17 protein-coding genes are annotated in these 16,221 nt (G+C 31.4%); 13 read left to right on the forward strand and 4 right to left on the reverse strand.

Going from position 1 to position 16,221, the window contains the following annotated elements:
• Positions 1-177 precede the first annotated feature (177 nt).
• Positions 178-687 (forward strand): pyridoxamine 5'-phosphate oxidase family protein, encoded by a 510-nt coding sequence (locus ACMOUI_RS07675; RefSeq protein ID WP_418965142.1) that lies wholly within the window; start codon positions 178-180, stop codon positions 685-687.
• A 32-nt stretch (positions 688-719) separates the two neighbouring features.
• Here ACMOUI_RS07675 and ACMOUI_RS07680 read toward each other — a convergent pair whose 3' ends face one another.
• A complete protein-coding gene (locus ACMOUI_RS07680; protein ID WP_418965143.1) occupies positions 720-1,232 on the reverse strand; it encodes a nitroreductase family protein in 513 nt (170 codons plus the stop codon).
• A 118-nt stretch (positions 1,233-1,350) separates the two neighbouring features.
• Between ACMOUI_RS07680 and rbr the strand changes: the two genes are divergently transcribed.
• The 9 genes from rbr to ACMOUI_RS07725 all read left to right on the forward strand — a co-directional run bounded on the left by rbr (position 1,351) and on the right by ACMOUI_RS07725 (position 11,047).
• Positions 1,351-1,929 (forward strand): rubrerythrin, encoded by a 579-nt coding sequence (rbr, locus tag ACMOUI_RS07685; RefSeq protein ID WP_418965144.1) that lies wholly within the window; start codon positions 1,351-1,353, stop codon positions 1,927-1,929.
• A 124-nt stretch (positions 1,930-2,053) separates the two neighbouring features.
• Entirely contained in the window at positions 2,054-2,467 is a 414-nt protein-coding gene (locus ACMOUI_RS07690) for a DUF1499 domain-containing protein (RefSeq protein WP_418965145.1), read from the forward strand.
• Between the two features lie 156 nt (positions 2,468-2,623).
• Positions 2,624-3,421, forward strand: a complete 798-nt coding sequence (locus tag ACMOUI_RS07695) for an MBL fold metallo-hydrolase (RefSeq protein ID WP_418965146.1) — start codon at positions 2,624-2,626, stop codon at positions 3,419-3,421.
• A 108-nt stretch (positions 3,422-3,529) separates the two neighbouring features.
• Positions 3,530-4,888 (forward strand): Sapep family Mn(2+)-dependent dipeptidase, encoded by a 1,359-nt coding sequence (locus tag ACMOUI_RS07700; RefSeq protein ID WP_418965147.1) that lies wholly within the window; start codon positions 3,530-3,532, stop codon positions 4,886-4,888.
• A gap of 30 nt (positions 4,889-4,918) precedes the next feature.
• Positions 4,919-6,466, forward strand: coding sequence for a YfcC family protein (locus ACMOUI_RS07705; RefSeq protein WP_418965148.1), 1,548 nt, complete (start codon positions 4,919-4,921; stop codon positions 6,464-6,466).
• Between the two features lie 161 nt (positions 6,467-6,627).
• Entirely contained in the window at positions 6,628-7,962 is a 1,335-nt protein-coding gene (gene nox, locus ACMOUI_RS07710) for a H2O-forming NADH oxidase (protein WP_418965149.1), read from the forward strand.
• 100 nt (positions 7,963-8,062) lie between these two features.
• Positions 8,063-8,692, forward strand: coding sequence for an OmpA family protein (locus tag ACMOUI_RS07715; RefSeq protein ID WP_418965150.1), 630 nt, complete (start codon positions 8,063-8,065; stop codon positions 8,690-8,692).
• A 105-nt stretch (positions 8,693-8,797) separates the two neighbouring features.
• Positions 8,798-9,538: an EI24 domain-containing protein gene (locus ACMOUI_RS07720; RefSeq protein ID WP_418965158.1), complete on the forward strand. Its 741-nt coding sequence runs from the start codon at positions 8,798-8,800 to the stop codon at positions 9,536-9,538.
• Positions 9,539-9,649: 111 nt separating this feature from the next.
• Positions 9,650-11,047, forward strand: coding sequence for a carbon starvation protein A (locus tag ACMOUI_RS07725; RefSeq protein WP_418965151.1), 1,398 nt, complete (start codon positions 9,650-9,652; stop codon positions 11,045-11,047).
• A gap of 32 nt (positions 11,048-11,079) precedes the next feature.
• Here ACMOUI_RS07725 and ACMOUI_RS07730 read toward each other — a convergent pair whose 3' ends face one another.
• The gene (locus tag ACMOUI_RS07730; protein WP_418965152.1) at positions 11,080-11,811 is read right to left on the reverse strand and encodes a LytR/AlgR family response regulator transcription factor; all 732 of its coding nucleotides are present in this window, start codon (positions 11,809-11,811) and stop codon (positions 11,080-11,082) included.
• Positions 11,811-13,472, reverse strand: coding sequence for a LytS/YhcK type 5TM receptor domain-containing protein (locus ACMOUI_RS07735; protein WP_418965153.1), 1,662 nt, complete (start codon positions 13,470-13,472; stop codon positions 11,811-11,813). Before ACMOUI_RS07735 ends, ACMOUI_RS07730 begins: the two co-directional genes overlap by 1 nt.
• A gap of 109 nt (positions 13,473-13,581) precedes the next feature.
• Here ACMOUI_RS07735 and ACMOUI_RS07740 point away from each other — a divergent pair, with 109 nt between their 5' ends.
• The 3 genes from ACMOUI_RS07740 to ACMOUI_RS07750 all read left to right on the forward strand — a co-directional run bounded on the left by ACMOUI_RS07740 (position 13,582) and on the right by ACMOUI_RS07750 (position 15,758).
• Positions 13,582-13,980 carry an acyl-CoA thioesterase gene (locus ACMOUI_RS07740; RefSeq protein WP_418965154.1) on the forward strand — a complete coding sequence of 133 codons (399 nt, stop codon included), beginning with the start codon at positions 13,582-13,584 and terminating at the stop codon, positions 13,978-13,980.
• A gap of 18 nt (positions 13,981-13,998) precedes the next feature.
• A complete protein-coding gene (locus tag ACMOUI_RS07745; RefSeq protein WP_418965155.1) occupies positions 13,999-15,336 on the forward strand; it encodes a deoxyribodipyrimidine photo-lyase in 1,338 nt (445 codons plus the stop codon).
• Positions 15,337-15,404: 68 nt separating this feature from the next.
• Complete coding sequence (locus ACMOUI_RS07750; protein ID WP_418965156.1) at positions 15,405-15,758, forward strand: hypothetical protein; 354 nt, start codon at positions 15,405-15,407, stop codon at positions 15,756-15,758.
• Positions 15,759-15,785: 27 nt separating this feature from the next.
• On the opposite strand, the gene ACMOUI_RS07755 is transcribed toward ACMOUI_RS07750, so the two are convergent.
• Complete coding sequence (locus tag ACMOUI_RS07755; protein WP_418965157.1) at positions 15,786-16,151, reverse strand: C-GCAxxG-C-C family (seleno)protein; 366 nt, start codon at positions 16,149-16,151, stop codon at positions 15,786-15,788.
• Positions 16,152-16,221 lie beyond the last annotated feature (70 nt).

A 16,221-nucleotide genomic window follows, 5' to 3' on the forward strand; every position in this document is an offset into this window, starting at 1 on the left:
GAGATTGGTGATTTCCAAAGTTTAATGGATAAAAAAGGGGTATTTTTTGAGATGTATAAAGCTGGTAATCTGTAAAATACACAAATTAAGTATTAAATCTCTTGACAAAACATTGTAAAAAATATACTATATATGTATAAATAATTTGAAAGACAAAATTAAAGGAGATAAAATAAAATGATGATGCCTATAAAATTTGATAAAGAACAGATAGAAAAAGAGATACAGGAGTTTGAAAAAAGCTTTAAATCAGTTATTTTAGGAACAATATCAAAGACTGGAGAGGTGGATGTAACATACGCACCATACTTAAATTATGAGGGTGAAAGATACATATATATCAGTGAAATTGGAGATCATTTTGACAATTTAAAAGATAATCCTCAAAAATTTGAGGTTATGTTTTTACAGGATGAAAAGGAAGCTATCTCTGTTTTAGTTAGAAAAAGATTGAGATACAATGTAGTGGCTGAATTTCAAGAGAGAGATGAAAAGTTTGATAAAATACTGGATTCTTTTGAAGAGAGTGTTGGAGATGGAATGAAAGTTGTTCGTAAAATGCAGGATTTTCATCTGGTTAAGTTAAGCGTAATTGATGGAAGATTTGTAAAAGGTTTTGGTCAAGCGTATAACTTAAAGGATGGAGATATCATTCAAATGACTGGGGATAAAAAATCTCATAGATAAAGAAAAGGAGCCAAGTTAAACTTGGCTCTTTTTTAATACTTCTCAAAATGAAGTTTTGAAAAGTCCATATCACTTTCATTGTGTGGAGGTTTTTGCTCATTGGGGTAACCTAGGGAGATAACGGAAACAATTTTGAACTCTTCAGGTATATTTAAAAGATTTTTAACATACTCTCCTGAATCGATATTATCACTTGTTGTTCGCTCCTTTAGATTTATCCAACAGCTTCCAAGTCCCAGCTCATAAGCTTTAAGCTGTATAGAGAAGGACACAATAGAAGCGTCCTCATTCCAAGTATTTGATTTTTGAGGGTTTCCTAAAATTATAATAGCTGTATCCGCTTCTTTAAGCATGGCTGAACCTGTAGATTTTGCGAGAGATAATTTTTCTAAACACTCCTTATCTCTAACTACAATTAATTCAAATGGTTTTAAATTTCTTCCAGTAGGGGATGTTAAAGCAACCTTTAAGATTTCATCCAATTTTTCCTTTTCAATATTTTGTGAAGTGTACTTTCTAATTGATCTTCTTGCTAAAAAATCCATATAATCCTCCTCGATAAAACATATTTTTTTAATATTAACATATAAATAAAAAAATAAAAAGGAAAATCAAAAAATTTTAGAACAATATTTAAGAGAAAATTCAAAGGAGGCATACCAAATGGGTAAATCTATAAAAGGAACTAAAACTGAACAAAATTTATTAAAGGCTTTTGCTGGAGAATCGCAAGCAAGACAGAGATATACATTGTTTGCAGATAAGGCAAGAAGTGAAGGTTATGAGCAAATAGCTGCACTATTTGAAGAGACAGCTTTAAATGAGCAGTATCATGCAAGAAGATTTTTCTCATATTTAGAGGGTGGACCAGTTGAAATTACAGCAACTTATCCAGCAGGAATAGTTGGAACAACTATGGAAAACTTAGAAGAAGCTGCTGAAGGTGAATACGAGGAGTGGGCAGAGCTATATCCTGGATTTGCAGAAGTGGCAACAGAGGAGGGGTTCCCACAAGTTGCAGCAGCATTTAGAGTTATAGTAGAGGTTGAAAAACTTCATGAAAAAAGATACCGTAAATTATTAAAAAATTTAGGGGAAGATCATGTGTTTAAAAAAGATGAGAATGTAAGATGGAAATGTAGAAGATGTGGATATGTTCATGAAGGAACAGAGGCACCAAAAATTTGTCCATCATGCTTAGAGAAACAAAAAGAGTTTGAATTAGAGTGTATTAACTACTAATAAAGGATTTTTAATTATATATGTTTAAAGGGTAAAAGATTAAAAATCTTTTATCCTTTTTTGTTATAAAAAAATTTTTTTTAAAAGAAAAATAGAGTATACTAAGAATAAAGGGGGAGATTTTATGAAAAGACATATAACTTTTATTTTTATTTGTTGTTTTTCAATTATGTTGGGAGAGGGGAGTGAGGGAAAAAATATGCTAAAAGAGTGTCCAAATACACCTAATTGTGTTTCAAGTGAGTCCAAAGATAAAAAGCACTATGTTGAACCAATAGCTTTTACTGGAAGCGCGGAAGAGATAAAAAAAGAGCTTATAAAGGTTATTGAAAAGTTTCAGGGGAAAGTTATAGAGAACAAAACCAACTATTTAGAAGTAGCTTTTTATAGTAAATTTTTTGGTTTTGAAGATATAGCTGATTTTGAAATAGATCCAAATAAAAAAATAATAAATATAAGATCAGCGGCTCAAACTGGATGGTATGATTTTGGAGTAAATAGAAAAAGAATGGAAAAAATAAGAGCGGAATTAAAATAAAAAGAGAAAATACTATTATAGTATTTATAATATATATAGAATACAAAAGTTGCAGTATTTTTTATAATGTAATCTTGATTTTTAAGGTTAAAAGCAATATAATTATTTTTAATAAACAAAAAAAGGAAGGGATATAAGATAGAAATACAGGTCTTGGTGGAAAATAAAAGTTTAAATAAAGAGTTAGCAAAGGAGCATGGCCTCTCTTTGTATATAAAAACGAATGGGAAGAAAATATTGTTCGACGTTGGTGAAAGTAAAAAATTCTGGAAAAATGCAGAAAAGATGGGAATTGATCTGGAGGATATAGATTATTTGATCCTTTCTCATGGACATAGAGACCATGGAGGGGGATTACCATATTTTTTGAAAAAAAATAAAAGGGCAAAAATATATTGTAGCGAATATTACTTTGACAGGCATTATAAAAAAATATTAGGTGCATATATAGAGATTGGAATACCCTATGAGTATTTAGATGTGGAAAGATTTAATTTTATTCAAGATACTCTTAATCTAGAAAACTTCTATCTGTTTCATTGTTTTAATCAAAAAAGTGAGAATCCTCTCAATGAAACTCTATATACAAAAAATGAGAGTGGAGAGTATGAAAAAGATTGTTTTAAACATGAATTGCATATGTTGATAAAAGAGGATAATAGAAATACCTTAATCGTTGGATGTGCTCATATAGGGGTAGAAAATATTTTACAATATTGCTTAAAAGAGAGTTTAGAGATACACAATATTGTTGGAGGACTTCATCTATCCAGTAGAACTAGTTTAAATAAAAATGAGAAATATATAGAAGAGTTGATAGGGCATTTAAATGAGACCAATATAGACAATATCTTTCCATGTCACTGTACTGGAGAGTTTGGAATAAAAAAACTTGAAGAGAGTGGACAATTTAAAATTTTAGAGATTCAAACAGGAAGTAGTATAGAAATTTAAATATATCTATTTTAGAAAGCTAGTTCATTGAAGGACTAGCTTTCTATTGGTATTGAGATATCTACAGAAGTAACACACATAATATAAAAATACATGTAGGAGGAAGAAATGAACGCAAAAAATGAAGTATCGAAAAGAGTGTATGAGAAAATGGAAGAAAATTTTGCTGATTTTTTAAAAGATTTAGATAAGATTGTATCTGTTCCTAGTTTTTTGAAAGAAGACAACAGTAGATATCCATTTGGAGAGGATATTCAAAAGGCCTTAGAGACAATGTTAGATATTTGTAAGGGATTGGGATTAAAAACATACATAGATCCAGAGGGATACTATGGTTATGCAGAAATAGGTATGGGGGAAAAATTAGTCGGTGTTTTAGGGCATTTAGATGTAGTTCCCCCTGGAGACCTAAGTAAGTGGGATAACCCACCTTTTGAACCAGTTATAAAAGATGGAAAGTATTATGGAAGAGGCTCTCAAGATGATAAAGGTCCAACTTTAGCAGCAATATATGCATTAAAAACACTTCTAGATTGTGGATTTGATTTAAACTATAGAGTTAGATTTATATTTGGAACAGATGAGGAAAATCTTTGGAGAGATATGCCAAAATATGTGGAAAAAGAGGAGATGCCAACAATTGGATTTACTCCAGACTCTAAATTTCCACTAATCTATGCAGAGAAAGGTCTATTACAGTGTAAATTAACTGGGAAGAATTTAAGTGGTATGGTATTTAAAGGCGGGGATGCTTTTAACTCAGTTCCATCAAGTATTCTGGTAGAAAAAACTCCAGGTCTAGAGGAAAATTTGAAAAAATTAGGATATGAATATATAGAAAAAGATGGAAAGTTAGAGATTTTAGGAAAAAGTGTTCATGCTCAAGTGGCTGAAACAGGTATAAATGCTATAAATAGATATCTACATGCTTTAACTTTAAGTGGGGTAGAGACTAAATCTGGAAAGTTTGTTGTTGAAAATATAATTGGACATAATTTTGCTGAACCCATTTTTGGAGAGGTAAAAGATGAACACTCAGGAGAGTTAAAATTCAATGTTGGAAAGATAGAGTTTACACCTGAAAATGAGATTCTTTGTATAGATATGAGAATACCTGTAACTTATGATAAGGATATAATAGTTGAAACTTTAACTAAAAAAGCGAAGGAGTATGGTTTTGAATACTCACAGCATGACTATTTAAAGTCTATATATACACCACTTGATTCAGAACTTGTAAAAACATTGATGAGTGCTTATCAGGAGGTAACAGGAGATTTAGAATCACAACCTATCGCAGGAGGGGGAGCAACATATGCAAGAGCTATAAATAACTGTGTAGCCTTTGGATATGTTCTACCAAATAGCCCAAAAACAGAGCATCAACCTAACGAGTATATAATTTTAGATGATATGAAAACTGCAATGAAGATATATATGAAAGCTTTTGAAAAATTTAGAGCATAGATAAATATTGCTAGAGGGAGATTGAGAACATTGAAAAAAGAGAGAAAAATGCTTAGTGCATACACAATTGTTTTTATATTTTTAGTGATAACAGGAGCCTTAACTTGGATAGTTCCACAATCTGTTGTTGTAACAAATAATGGTGTGAAAGAGGTTGTATATAATGCTATTTTTAATGATGCAGGAGAGGTTGTAAAAGGATTAGGACATCAACCTGTTGGAATTTGGAATATATTAATGGCACCAGTACAGGGTTTTGAAAAATCTAGTTCAGTGAGTATAGCCATTTTAATGGCGGGAGCATTTTTAGGTTTAATAAACTCTGTTGGTGCTATGGATGCAGGAATAGGAGCCTTATTAAAAAAATACACAGGAACAACTTTAATTGCAATTTTAATGTTTGTTTTTGCTGTATTCGGAAGTGTTTTTGGTTTTTGGGAAGAGATACCAGCATTTTCCATTGTTATAGTACCATTGTTTGTACTTGCAGGATATGATGTTATAACAGGATTGGCAGTTTTAACAGTTGGGGCAACAGCTGGAAATATGGCCAGTGTTGTAAATCCCTTTTCCACTGGAGCGGCTATTGGAGCAATTGGGAACTCAGAGCTTTCTTTAGGGAGTGGAATGGTTTTAAGATTAGTTCTATTTGTTGTTCTGTATGCAATAGGTTTATTTTTTACAGTGAAGTATGCAAATGAGGTAAAAAAAGATAAGGGAAAATCCATTGTGGCAGATATAGATGTAAAAACTATGACTCATGAGCAGGGACATCTACCAGAATTAACTAAGAAAAGATTTTGGTCTATAATGGTTTTAATTGGGATTATAGTTTTATTAATTTTAGGATATATGCCATGGTATGAGATTAAGTTTGCAGATGGTTCAAATTTCCAAGATATTATAAATGCACCTATATATCTTTTGGCAAAAATACCATTTTTAGGTGATATTTTAGGAGCTAAGTATATCACTCCATTGGGAGATTGGTATTTTGGAGAGTTTTCATTTGTATTCTTTTTAGGTTCTATTTTAATTGGGTTTATAAATAAAATCCCCGAAGACAAATTTGTAAAAGAGTTTGCTGCAGGAGCTAAAGACCTACTTGGTGTAGTATTAGTTTTATCTATAGCAAATGGGATTTCAGTTTTAATGGGAAGTAAAACTTCAGGGATGTCTGTAACATTCGTTTATTGGATTCAATCAGCTTTACAGGGTATACCTGCATGGGCATTCTCAGTAGCTACAATTCTAGCTTATGTTGGAATTGGATGTTTTTTACAATCTACAAGTGGTGTTGCTGGAATAACAATGCCAATATTGGGAGCTGTGGCAATGGCACTATTCCAAAACTCAAATGTAGGAGTTATAGGTGGACAGATTATGTTGATTTCAGCATTTACTTTAGGTATAAATTTTATGTCAGGAATCTATCCAAGTGCAACAACAATGGGAACCTTGGAGTTATTTAATGTCCCTTATGACAGATATTTAAAATTTATTTTGAAAATTTTTATAACAATGTTAGGAGCTGGTTGCATACTTTTATCAGTATCTCAGTTTTTAGGATTGATATAGTCAGGGTGTTTAAAGTAGAGGATTTAATCCTCTACTTTTTTGATTAAAAAATACTAGAATAATGGTTTATATTTTACTGCAAAAAAAATTGACTTCAGAATACTAAAAAGGTATACTTTGATTGAATATCAAATAAAATGAATTTTAGGAGGAAAAAGAAGATGAGTAAAATAGTAGTAGTAGGAGCAAATCATGCTGGAACAGCAGCAATTAACACAATTTTATCAAACTATCCAAATGAGGATGTAGTTGTATTTGACAAAAACTCAAACATCAGTTTTTTAGGATGTGGAATGGCCTTATGGATAGGAAAACAGATTTCTGGACCTGAAGGATTATTCTACTCTTCTAAGGAAAAGTTAGAGTGCAACGGAGCTAAAGTTCATATGGAAACAGAGATAAAAAAAGTAGATTTCAAAAATAAAGTTGTATATGGAATGGATAAGAATGGAAATGAGATTTCAGAAAGCTATGATAAATTAATTTTATCAACAGGATCACTACCAATTGATCTACCAATTCCAGGTAAAGATTTAAAAAATGTTCAGTTTGTAAAGTTATATCAACATGCTGAAGATGTAATTAAAAAATTAGAGAATCAAGAGTTAAAAAATATAGTGGTAGTTGGAGCTGGATACATAGGAGTTGAACTGGCAGAGGCATTCCAAAGATGTGGAAAAAATGTGGAGTTAGTTGACTTAAGTGATAGTTGTCTGTCAGGATATTATGATTCAGAATTTAGAGAGATGATGAAAGAGAATCTTGTAAAAAATGGTATAAATGTAAACTTTGGAGAAAAAGTTTTAGAGTTAAAAGGAACTGACAAAGTTGAAGAGGTTGTAACAGATAAAAAAACATATAAAGCAGATATGGTTATTTTAGCTGTTGGATTCATACCAAATAACGCTTTAGGAAAGGATTCATTAGAGTTATTTAGAAATGGAGCTTATAAAGTTGATTTAACACAGAAAACAAGTTTAGATGATGTCTATGCTATTGGTGACTGTGCGACAATATATGATAACTCAATAGAGGATACAAACTATATAGCTTTAGCTACAAATGCAGTTCGTTCTGGTATTGTTGCAGCACATAATGTATGTGGAACTAAACTTGAAAGTATAGGAGTTCAAGGTTCAAATGGAATCTCAATCTATGGATTGAATATGGTTTCAACTGGATTGACATTGGAGAAAGCGATAAAATTAGGTTATGATGCTGTTGCTACAGAGTTTGCTGATCTGCAAAAACCAGGATTTATAGAGCATGACAATGATAAGGTGGTTCTAAAAATAGTTTATGATAAAATTACAAGAAGAGTATTAGGAGCTCAAATGGCTTCAAGACAGGATATCTCTATGGGAATTCATATGTTCTCATTGGCAATCCAAGAGAAAGTAACAATAGATAAGATAAAGCTATTGGATATATTCTTCTTACCTCATTTTAATCAGCCATATAACTATATTACTATGGCAGCATTAGGGGCGAAGTAGAACAAAAAATAGATAAGTTGATAAAAGTAATATACCTCCTTGACATGTTTGTACAGATATTAGATAATAGGATATAGTATCAGTTATAGGAGGATCAACAATGAGAAACAAAAAAATAATTGCTATGTTATTATTAACAACATCACTATTAGGAGCATGTAGCTCAGCAACAACAAATAAGAAGACTAGTGGAACTGTAAAAGGTGCAGCAGCAGGAGCATTAATAGGTCAATTAGTTGGAAAGGATACCAAAGGAACATTGATTGGAGCTGGTATTGGAGCTTTAGCAGGATTGGGATGGGGAGCGTATAAGGATGCTCAATATAAGGAGTTTTTAAACGCTTTAAATAGTACTAACATAACAGTTACTAACAATAAAGATAACATAAACTTAAGACTACCTGGGGAGTCATCATTTAAAAGTGGTAGCGCTGTTTTAAATGGAGGGTTCTATGCTCCGCTTAATTCAATAGCGTATATAATGAACAAGTATCCAGAAACAAAAATTCAAGTTTCAGGATATACAGATAACACAGGAAATCCTAATTCAAATTTAAATCTTTCACTTCAAAGAGCTCAAAGTGTAGCTAATTACTTAGCTGCTCAAGGGGTTTCACCAAGCAGAATCTCCAGCATAGGTTATGGAGATAGAAATCCAGTAGCTTCAAATGCAACTCCAGAGGGAAGAGCGTTAAATAGAAGAGTGGAGATAAATATATATCAACAATAAAAAAAAGGCTCTTGAGCCTTTTTTCTATTTTAAAAAGGAATGAAAAGTAAAGTGAGTAGATATAGAAAAAATATAAGAGGAGAGGGTGGTTGAATAGTGGGAAAAATGAAATTGATAGTAGAGAGTTATTTAAAAGCTCCCAAAATTATTAGAGAGTTAAAACTAAGTTGGGGATATTTTGTTGGAGGTGCAGTTGGATTAGCGATCTTAATATTTTTTTATTGGGTGTCGAGATATATAGGGGATTGGATTTTTGATAAGATAGATGCGATATTTGATGTGCAAAAATATGTAGGGCTATTTAGATGGTTAATTATTTTTATAGTAAGAACAATAATGATAGCTATTGAATATTTCTTTTTTAAAACAATACTTTTAGGGATATTAGCTCCATTTTTTAGTTATATATCAGAAAAAGTTGAAAACTATCAGGATGGAACGGTGTATCAATTTACTTTAAAAGAGAACATAGGCTTTATATTGAGAGGGATAAAAATAGCTAGTAAAAGTTTTGCAAAAGAGATGATATATACGGTCATAGTAATTTTATTGGGATTTATTCCAGTTGTAAATCTAATAGTCCCAGGACTGATATTTATAATACAAAGTTACTTTATATCATATAACTTTGTGGACTATACTTTGGAAAGACATAAATTCTCTGCAAAGGAGAGTGCAGATTTTATGAGAGAGAATAGAGTAGCATTTACATTTGGTGGAGCAATATTTACATTGATATACTTTATCCCTTTAATGGGGATAATAGTGGCACCTATTATAACAATTGTTGCATTTACAACTACAACACTAAAAATTTTAAAGTTAAAAAATGTAATTAAAGGATAAAAAAAAGCATTTTAAGCAATAAAACAGTCAATTTATACCAAAAAAGATATTTTTTTTCTAAAATGGTATTATAATATACCGTGAAAAGTAATGAAAAAAGGGAGGTTTAAAATGATAAGTTTTATAGCATCATTAATAGCTTTAATTTTAGGTTATGTAATCTATGGAAAATATGTAGAAAAAGTTTTTGGAGTGAATGAAAAAAGAGAGACACCAGCGGTGCGTTTAGCTGATGGAGTAGACTATGTGGAGTTAGATTGGAAAAAAGCATTTTTAATTCAATTCTTGAATATTGCTGGATTAGGACCAATATTTGGAGCGGTGGCAGGAGCTCTATGGGGGCCAGCTGCCTTTTTATGGATAGTGTTTGGATGTATATTTGCAGGGGCGACTCATGACTATTTATCAGGAATGCTTTCAGTTAGACATGATGGAGCAACAATCGCTGAGATAGTGGGTCACTACTTAGGAGATAATGCAAAGAAGATTATGAGAGTATTTTCAGTTGTACTATTAGTTCTAGTTGGAGTGGTTTTCGTAAATGGACCAGCAGGAATTTTAGCAAGTATGACAAATATAAACACATTAATATGGGTGGCAGTGATAGTTGCATACTATATGTTAGCAACAGTTTTACCAGTGGATAAGTTAATTGGAAAAATCTATCCAATATTTGGAGCATCTTTAATAATAATGGGAATTGGAATAGGTGGAGGATTGATTTTAAAAGGATATAATATACCAGAGATTTCAATGGTAAATCTTCACCCTAAAGGAACTTCTATATATCCATATCTATTTATAACAATTGCATGTGGAGCGATTTCAGGTTTCCACGCTACACAGTCACCATTGATGGCTAGATGTATGAAGAATGAAAAAGAGGGTAGAAGAATATTCTACGGTTCAATGATTGCCGAGGGAGTTATAGCTCTAGTTTGGGCAGCAGCAGCAATGACATTCTTTGGTGGAACAGAGGGATTAATGAATGCTGGACCAGCAGGAGTAGTAGTAAATACAATATCAAATAGTATTCTAGGTAAAGTTGGTGGAGCACTGGCATTATTAGGAGTTGTTGCTTGTCCAATAACATCTGGAGATACAGCTTTTAGAAGTGCTAGATTAGCTATAGCAGATGCAATTAATTATAAGCAAGGACCTGTAAAAAATAGATTCGTTATTGCAATACCATTATTTGCAGTTGGAATTGGATTATGTTTTATAGATTTCACAATAATTTGGAGATATTTTGCATGGTCAAATCAAACATTAGCAACAATAGCTCTATGGGCTGGAGCGGTTTATTTAGCAAATGAGGGAAAAAATCACTGGATTGCAACAATTCCAGGAACATTTATGACAGCAGTTGTTACAACATATATTTTAATAGCTCCAGAAGGATTTAGATTGTCTGAAACGATTGGTTATGTTGTAGGAATAGCAGCAGCAATTGTAGCATTAGGATTATTCTTAAAGAAAATAAATAATAGAGAAGTAGTAAAAGCATAGAAAAATAGTCTTCCCAATTGGGAAGACTATTTTTACTTTATTATTAATATCTCTTTGAGATCTTTAACTTTATTTCTACTGACAGGAATCTTAAAATCACAACCTGCAACCTTTAAAATATAGGTTCCATTAAACCAAGGTTCTACCTCAATGACTTTATCAATATTTACAATATAGGAACGATGAGATCTGAAAAAAGTGTTGTCAGATAGAATATTTTCAAGTTGAGAAATTTTCAGTTTTGAGGAGTACATATTATAATTGGTAAAAATATGTGTTTCTTTCTCATCAGCTTCTATATAAAGTATATCGTCAGTGGATAGAACAACCATTTTAGAATCTAAATTAACAGTTATTTTCTTTATGTTAAAATCTTTATTTATACTTTCAGAATCATTTTTTTTAAGTTCTTCAACTAGATTGTTTAAAACTTTTATAATTCTCTCCTCAGAGTATGGTTTTAAAATATAATCGAAAGCTTTAATTTCAAAAGCGTCAATAGCAAAGTCCTTATAAGCTGTAATAAATACAAGTTTAATATTTTTGTTGAAACGATAGATAATTTTCCCTAGACTCATTCCATCCAGTTCAGGCATATTTATATCCAGAAAAACAACATCAATGTCATTTCTCTCAATATATTTCAGTGCATCTATGGGATTTTCAAACTCTTTCTCAATTTGAAAGTTATTGTTGTTATTGATAAAATATTTTAATTCCTCTCTTGCTGGAAACTCATCTTCAATAATTATACATTTAAGCATTACTCCTCCTGATTAATATAAAATGATATTTTTGTACCTTTTTCTAGTCTCTCTATTGATAAGCCTTTTCCATAAATTAATTTTAAACGATTATGAACATTTTTTAAACCTATATTTTTTTCGATTTTTTTATCGATATTGTTTACAACATCAATATCAATACCTACACCATTGTCCTCAATGGACACCAGACATTTTAGATAAACTTTCTGTATAGTTATTTTTACAATACCAGCTTCTCTTTGTTTTAAAACTCCATGTTTAATACTATTCTCTACGAGTGGTTGAATTGTTAAGCTAGGAATCTTTATATCATCTAAATTGTTGTCGAAATTGTATATAACTTCAAACCTATTGTGGAAACGAGCTTTTTCAATGTTTATATAGGCTTTTACCTGTTCTAGCTCCTTTTCTAAGGGAACTAATTTAACAGAGTTTTCAAGGTTATACCTTAGGTATGTGGATAGATCTATTATAACCTCTCTGGCTTTTGGTGGATTAAATCGCACCAAAGAAGCTGTAGTATTTAATGCATTAAATAGGAAGTGGGGATTTATCTGGTTTTGTAGAGCTTTTAATTCAGCATCTCTAGCCATAGTTTTTAAATTTTCCATCTTACTAATTTCCAGCTGTGTTGAGATTAATTGAGATAAACCAATGGCTAAAAATTTTTTTCGAGCAGTGATATTTTCCTCATTTTTAAAATAGATTTTAAGAGTTCCTGAAACCTTTTCATCTTGGAAAAGAGGGGCAATTATGCAGGATTTTATCCCTTTTTCAGAGTATGAGAAATCATTTAATTCACTATTTCGATCAAAGACTATTATTTCGCCAGAAGCCAAAACTTTTTTAGTGGCATCGCTTTGAATCTCCCTATCTTTAAGGCAAAAGTTATTGCTTTTCGAGGCATTTGCAATAATTACCTCCTTATCAGTAATAACAACAATCTCGGCTTTTAAAGAGTCTAAAAGTATCTTACATATATTATCCAAAGACTCTCCTTTTCTAAAAAATGGTAGAGTTTTATTGGCTATTTCAAGAGCCAATTTAGCTTGAGTTCCAGCTTCTCTCTCTTTTTCCTCTAAAATCTCCTCTGTGATTATAATGATGACAGCAACCCCAATTCCATTTATAAAGATCATGGGAAGATATAAGTTTTTTACAATATCCATAGCCAATACTTTATCTTGTGCAAAGAGAAGTATAAATAACATACTTAAATTTTCTACAAAAACACCAGCAAAAAATCCTAAAAGAGATCTGTTGTTAGAGTTTGCTTTTTTATATAGATAACTAGTTATAAAACCACCAAGTACAGTGGCAATTGCACAGGGGATAGCAGTCAATTGACTAACACCGATGGAAGCTCTATGAATTCCAGCCACTATACCAGAGATAATAGCAACTTCAGGTCCTGCTAAGAGACCTCCAACTATAACACCAATATTTCTAGTATTAGCAATAGCACCTTTGTAGTCAACACCTATATATGTACCTAAAATGGCTAAACTAGAGAAAACAAATGAGAGTAAAAGGGTATCTTTTTTTGTATATTTCTCTCTACTAAAGATACTTCTTGCACTTTTAAATCGAGAAAAGAAAAAAGCTATAGCTATAATATAACCAAGCGTATTAAAAAGTTTACTAGCTAATTCAAACATTAAAACACCTCGAATTTATGATATTAATTATATCATAGAAAAAAGAAAATTAACAAATAGGAGAAAATATTGCTATAATAAAAAAAATAAAATGAAAGGAGAGGATAAAATGTTTACAATAGATTATAAAGTTACAATATCTGATATAAACTATGGAGGGCATATGGGAAACGAAAGAGCACTCCTACTATTTCAACAAGCTAGAGTAGACCTTTTTAAAAATTTAGAGTTAAGTGAGATAAATGTTGGAAATGGTGTTGGAACTATTCAAAAAGACGCACATGTTTACTATAGAGGAGAGGTATATCTAGGAGACACTTTAAAAGTAACAATAAAAGCGTTAGAGATAAAAAAATCCTCTATAAATTTTATATACTGTGTAGAAAAGGAGTGTGGATCAGTAGTGCTGGGAGGAAGTACTGTTATAGTGGCCTTTGACTATGAGAAGAAGAGGGTTAGTAGATATCCACATGAGTTTTTAGAAAAGCTGGAGAGTATTTTTCAATAATTTAGATGAGGTGAAGTTATGGGTCTATTTGAAAGTGACAGAATAAAATATATAAAAAATGGTGAGGGGATAAAGGGAGAGTATATAGTGTATTGGATGCAGGAGTGTCAACGAACTAAGTATAACTTCTCTTTAAAGACAGCCATAAAGTTATCAAGAGAGAATGGATTGCCTATCTATGTTCTATTCAATTATCTGAGTGGTTATCCAGAGGCTTCAAAACGTCATTATGATTTTATGTTACAGGGATTGAAAGATGTAAAGGATGAACTTGAAATCAAAGGGATAAAGTTTATTTTTTTAGAGGGAGATATTTTAAAAAATATATCTAAAATATGTCAAAAAGCTGGTTTTGTTATTTGGGATAAAGGTTATTTAAAGTATCAGATAGATATAAGGAAAAAGTTATTAAATCTAATAGATGCCACTGTTATAGAGGTAGAAAATAATGTTGTAATCCCTGTGGAAAAAGTGAGCTTAAAAGAGGAATACAGTGCAAAAACATTGAGAGATAAATACAATAAAATAAAAAGAGATTCTGAGGAGAGATTTTTTTATGAGGAATATACAGAGACAGAGTATAAAAATATTGAGATAGAAAGTTTAGATTGTTCAGACAGATATATTCCAAGAGTTAAAAAGGAGTTAGATGGTGAATTTTTAGGTGGAGAAAAAGAGGCTTTTAAAAGATTGGATCACTTTATAAAAAATAATTTGAGATTTTATTCGGATAAAGGGCCAGATAATGAGGTAAGTTCAAAGTTATCCCCATATCTGCATTTTGGGCAGATTTCACCTCTTGAAATCCTATATGAGATAGAGAGAGTAAAGAAGTTTTCTAAGGAAAAGAACGAATTTTTGGAAGAGGTTATTATAAGAAGAGAGTTAGCAATTAACTTTGTATATTATAATAAAAATTATGATAGTTGGAAAGGTATCACCTATGATTGGGCATATAAGACATTGGCAAAACATCTGAGTGATACAAGAACCTATCTGTATAGCGAGCAGGAGTTAGAGGAGTTTGATACACATGATATATATTGGAATGCCTGTCAAAGACAGTTGGTGTCAACTGGATATATGGAGAGTTATATGAGAATGTATTGGTGTAAAAAAATATTGGAATGGAGTGAAAATCCCGAAATAGCGTATAAAATTGCTATTAAATTGAACAATAAATATCTATATGATGGGAGAGATCCTAACTCCTATGCTGGAGTTGCTTGGTGTTTTGGAAAGCATGATAGGGCATGGAGAGAGAGGGAGATCTTTGGAAAGATTAGGTATATGAATAGTGAGGGATTAAAAAGAAAATACAATATGGAAAAATATCTAGAAAAATATTCAAAATAAAAAGGAAAAGGCACCTCTTTTAAAAACAATAATATATAACACTTTAAAAAATTTTAGGAGGAGTTAAAATGAAAAAAATAAAATTGATCTCGTTATTGGCATTAAGTGTATTTATACTAGCTTGTTCAGGTGAAAAAGAGGAGACAAAACCAGCTACTCCAGCAACAGCGGAATCAACATCAATACCAGGGGATAAAGTTCCTAGTGATGAGAATGCTCAGAAAATGACAGAGAAACCTTCTACAGAGAATGCTGTACAAGAAGCTGTAACAGAAAATGCTGAAAATGCTACAAAATCAGCTGTGGAAACAGTTGAAAAAACAACAGATAAAATAGGCTCAGAGCTTGATAAAGCTGGAGATAAAGCAAAAGAAAAAATAGATGAAGGTGTAGATGCAATAAAAGAAAAAGTAGCTAACTAATTAAAAAGGAGTAGAGATATCTACTCCTTAGTTTTTATTTAAAATCTCCTCTAACTTCTCATAGGTAAAACTTACAATTTCACTGCAACTAACATCTGATTTTTTTAAATCTATGCATAGTTCAGAGTTATATTTGTTTTTAATCTCTTTTAGTAGTTCATTGGCAAGAGATCTAGCTTTATTTTCTTCCAGATGAGTCTCTCTACCCTTAAGATAACCAATAACTAGAACAGCTGCATTAACTGCTCCACATAGGCTACCAACAGTAGCTCCAGTTCCCATTCCACTACCTAAAGCCACAGGAATATCTGTATTATTATTTTTATTGAATGAATCAATAATAGATTCAGCACAATTTAATTGACCCTTAACATAGTTTACTTTTTTGTTCATAAAACAACTCCTTTAATTTGATAGCACTTTGATTATATTATTCAAAAGCACTGGTGTCAATGATTAGTAT

The organism is Cetobacterium sp. (assembly GCF_048470075.1).
GTDB lineage: Bacteria > Fusobacteriota > Fusobacteriia > Fusobacteriales > Fusobacteriaceae > Cetobacterium_A.

Coding starts and splice junctions, on each gene's coding strand:
- ACMOUI_RS07750 (WP_418965156.1), top strand. CDS start 15,405: ATGAAAAAAATAAAATTGATCTCGTTATTGGCATTAAGTGTATTTATA.
- ACMOUI_RS07690 (WP_418965145.1), top strand. CDS start 2,054: ATGAAAAGACATATAACTTTTATTTTTATTTGTTGTTTTTCAATTATG.
- ACMOUI_RS07755 (WP_418965157.1), bottom strand. CDS start 16,151: ATGAACAAAAAAGTAAACTATGTTAAGGGTCAATTAAATTGTGCTGAA.
- nox (WP_418965149.1), top strand. CDS start 6,628: ATGAGTAAAATAGTAGTAGTAGGAGCAAATCATGCTGGAACAGCAGCA.
- ACMOUI_RS07700 (WP_418965147.1), top strand. CDS start 3,530: ATGAACGCAAAAAATGAAGTATCGAAAAGAGTGTATGAGAAAATGGAA.
- ACMOUI_RS07680 (WP_418965143.1), bottom strand. CDS start 1,232: ATGGATTTTTTAGCAAGAAGATCAATTAGAAAGTACACTTCACAAAAT.
- ACMOUI_RS07730 (WP_418965152.1), bottom strand. CDS start 11,811: ATGCTTAAATGTATAATTATTGAAGATGAGTTTCCAGCAAGAGAGGAA.
- ACMOUI_RS07740 (WP_418965154.1), top strand. CDS start 13,582: ATGTTTACAATAGATTATAAAGTTACAATATCTGATATAAACTATGGA.
- ACMOUI_RS07675 (WP_418965142.1), top strand. CDS start 178: ATGATGATGCCTATAAAATTTGATAAAGAACAGATAGAAAAAGAGATA.
- ACMOUI_RS07735 (WP_418965153.1), bottom strand. CDS start 13,472: ATGTTTGAATTAGCTAGTAAACTTTTTAATACGCTTGGTTATATTATA.
- ACMOUI_RS07715 (WP_418965150.1), top strand. CDS start 8,063: ATGAGAAACAAAAAAATAATTGCTATGTTATTATTAACAACATCACTA.
- ACMOUI_RS07720 (WP_418965158.1), top strand. CDS start 8,798: ATGAAATTGATAGTAGAGAGTTATTTAAAAGCTCCCAAAATTATTAGA.
- ACMOUI_RS07725 (WP_418965151.1), top strand. CDS start 9,650: ATGATAAGTTTTATAGCATCATTAATAGCTTTAATTTTAGGTTATGTA.
- rbr (WP_418965144.1), top strand. CDS start 1,351: ATGGGTAAATCTATAAAAGGAACTAAAACTGAACAAAATTTATTAAAG.
- ACMOUI_RS07745 (WP_418965155.1), top strand. CDS start 13,999: ATGGGTCTATTTGAAAGTGACAGAATAAAATATATAAAAAATGGTGAG.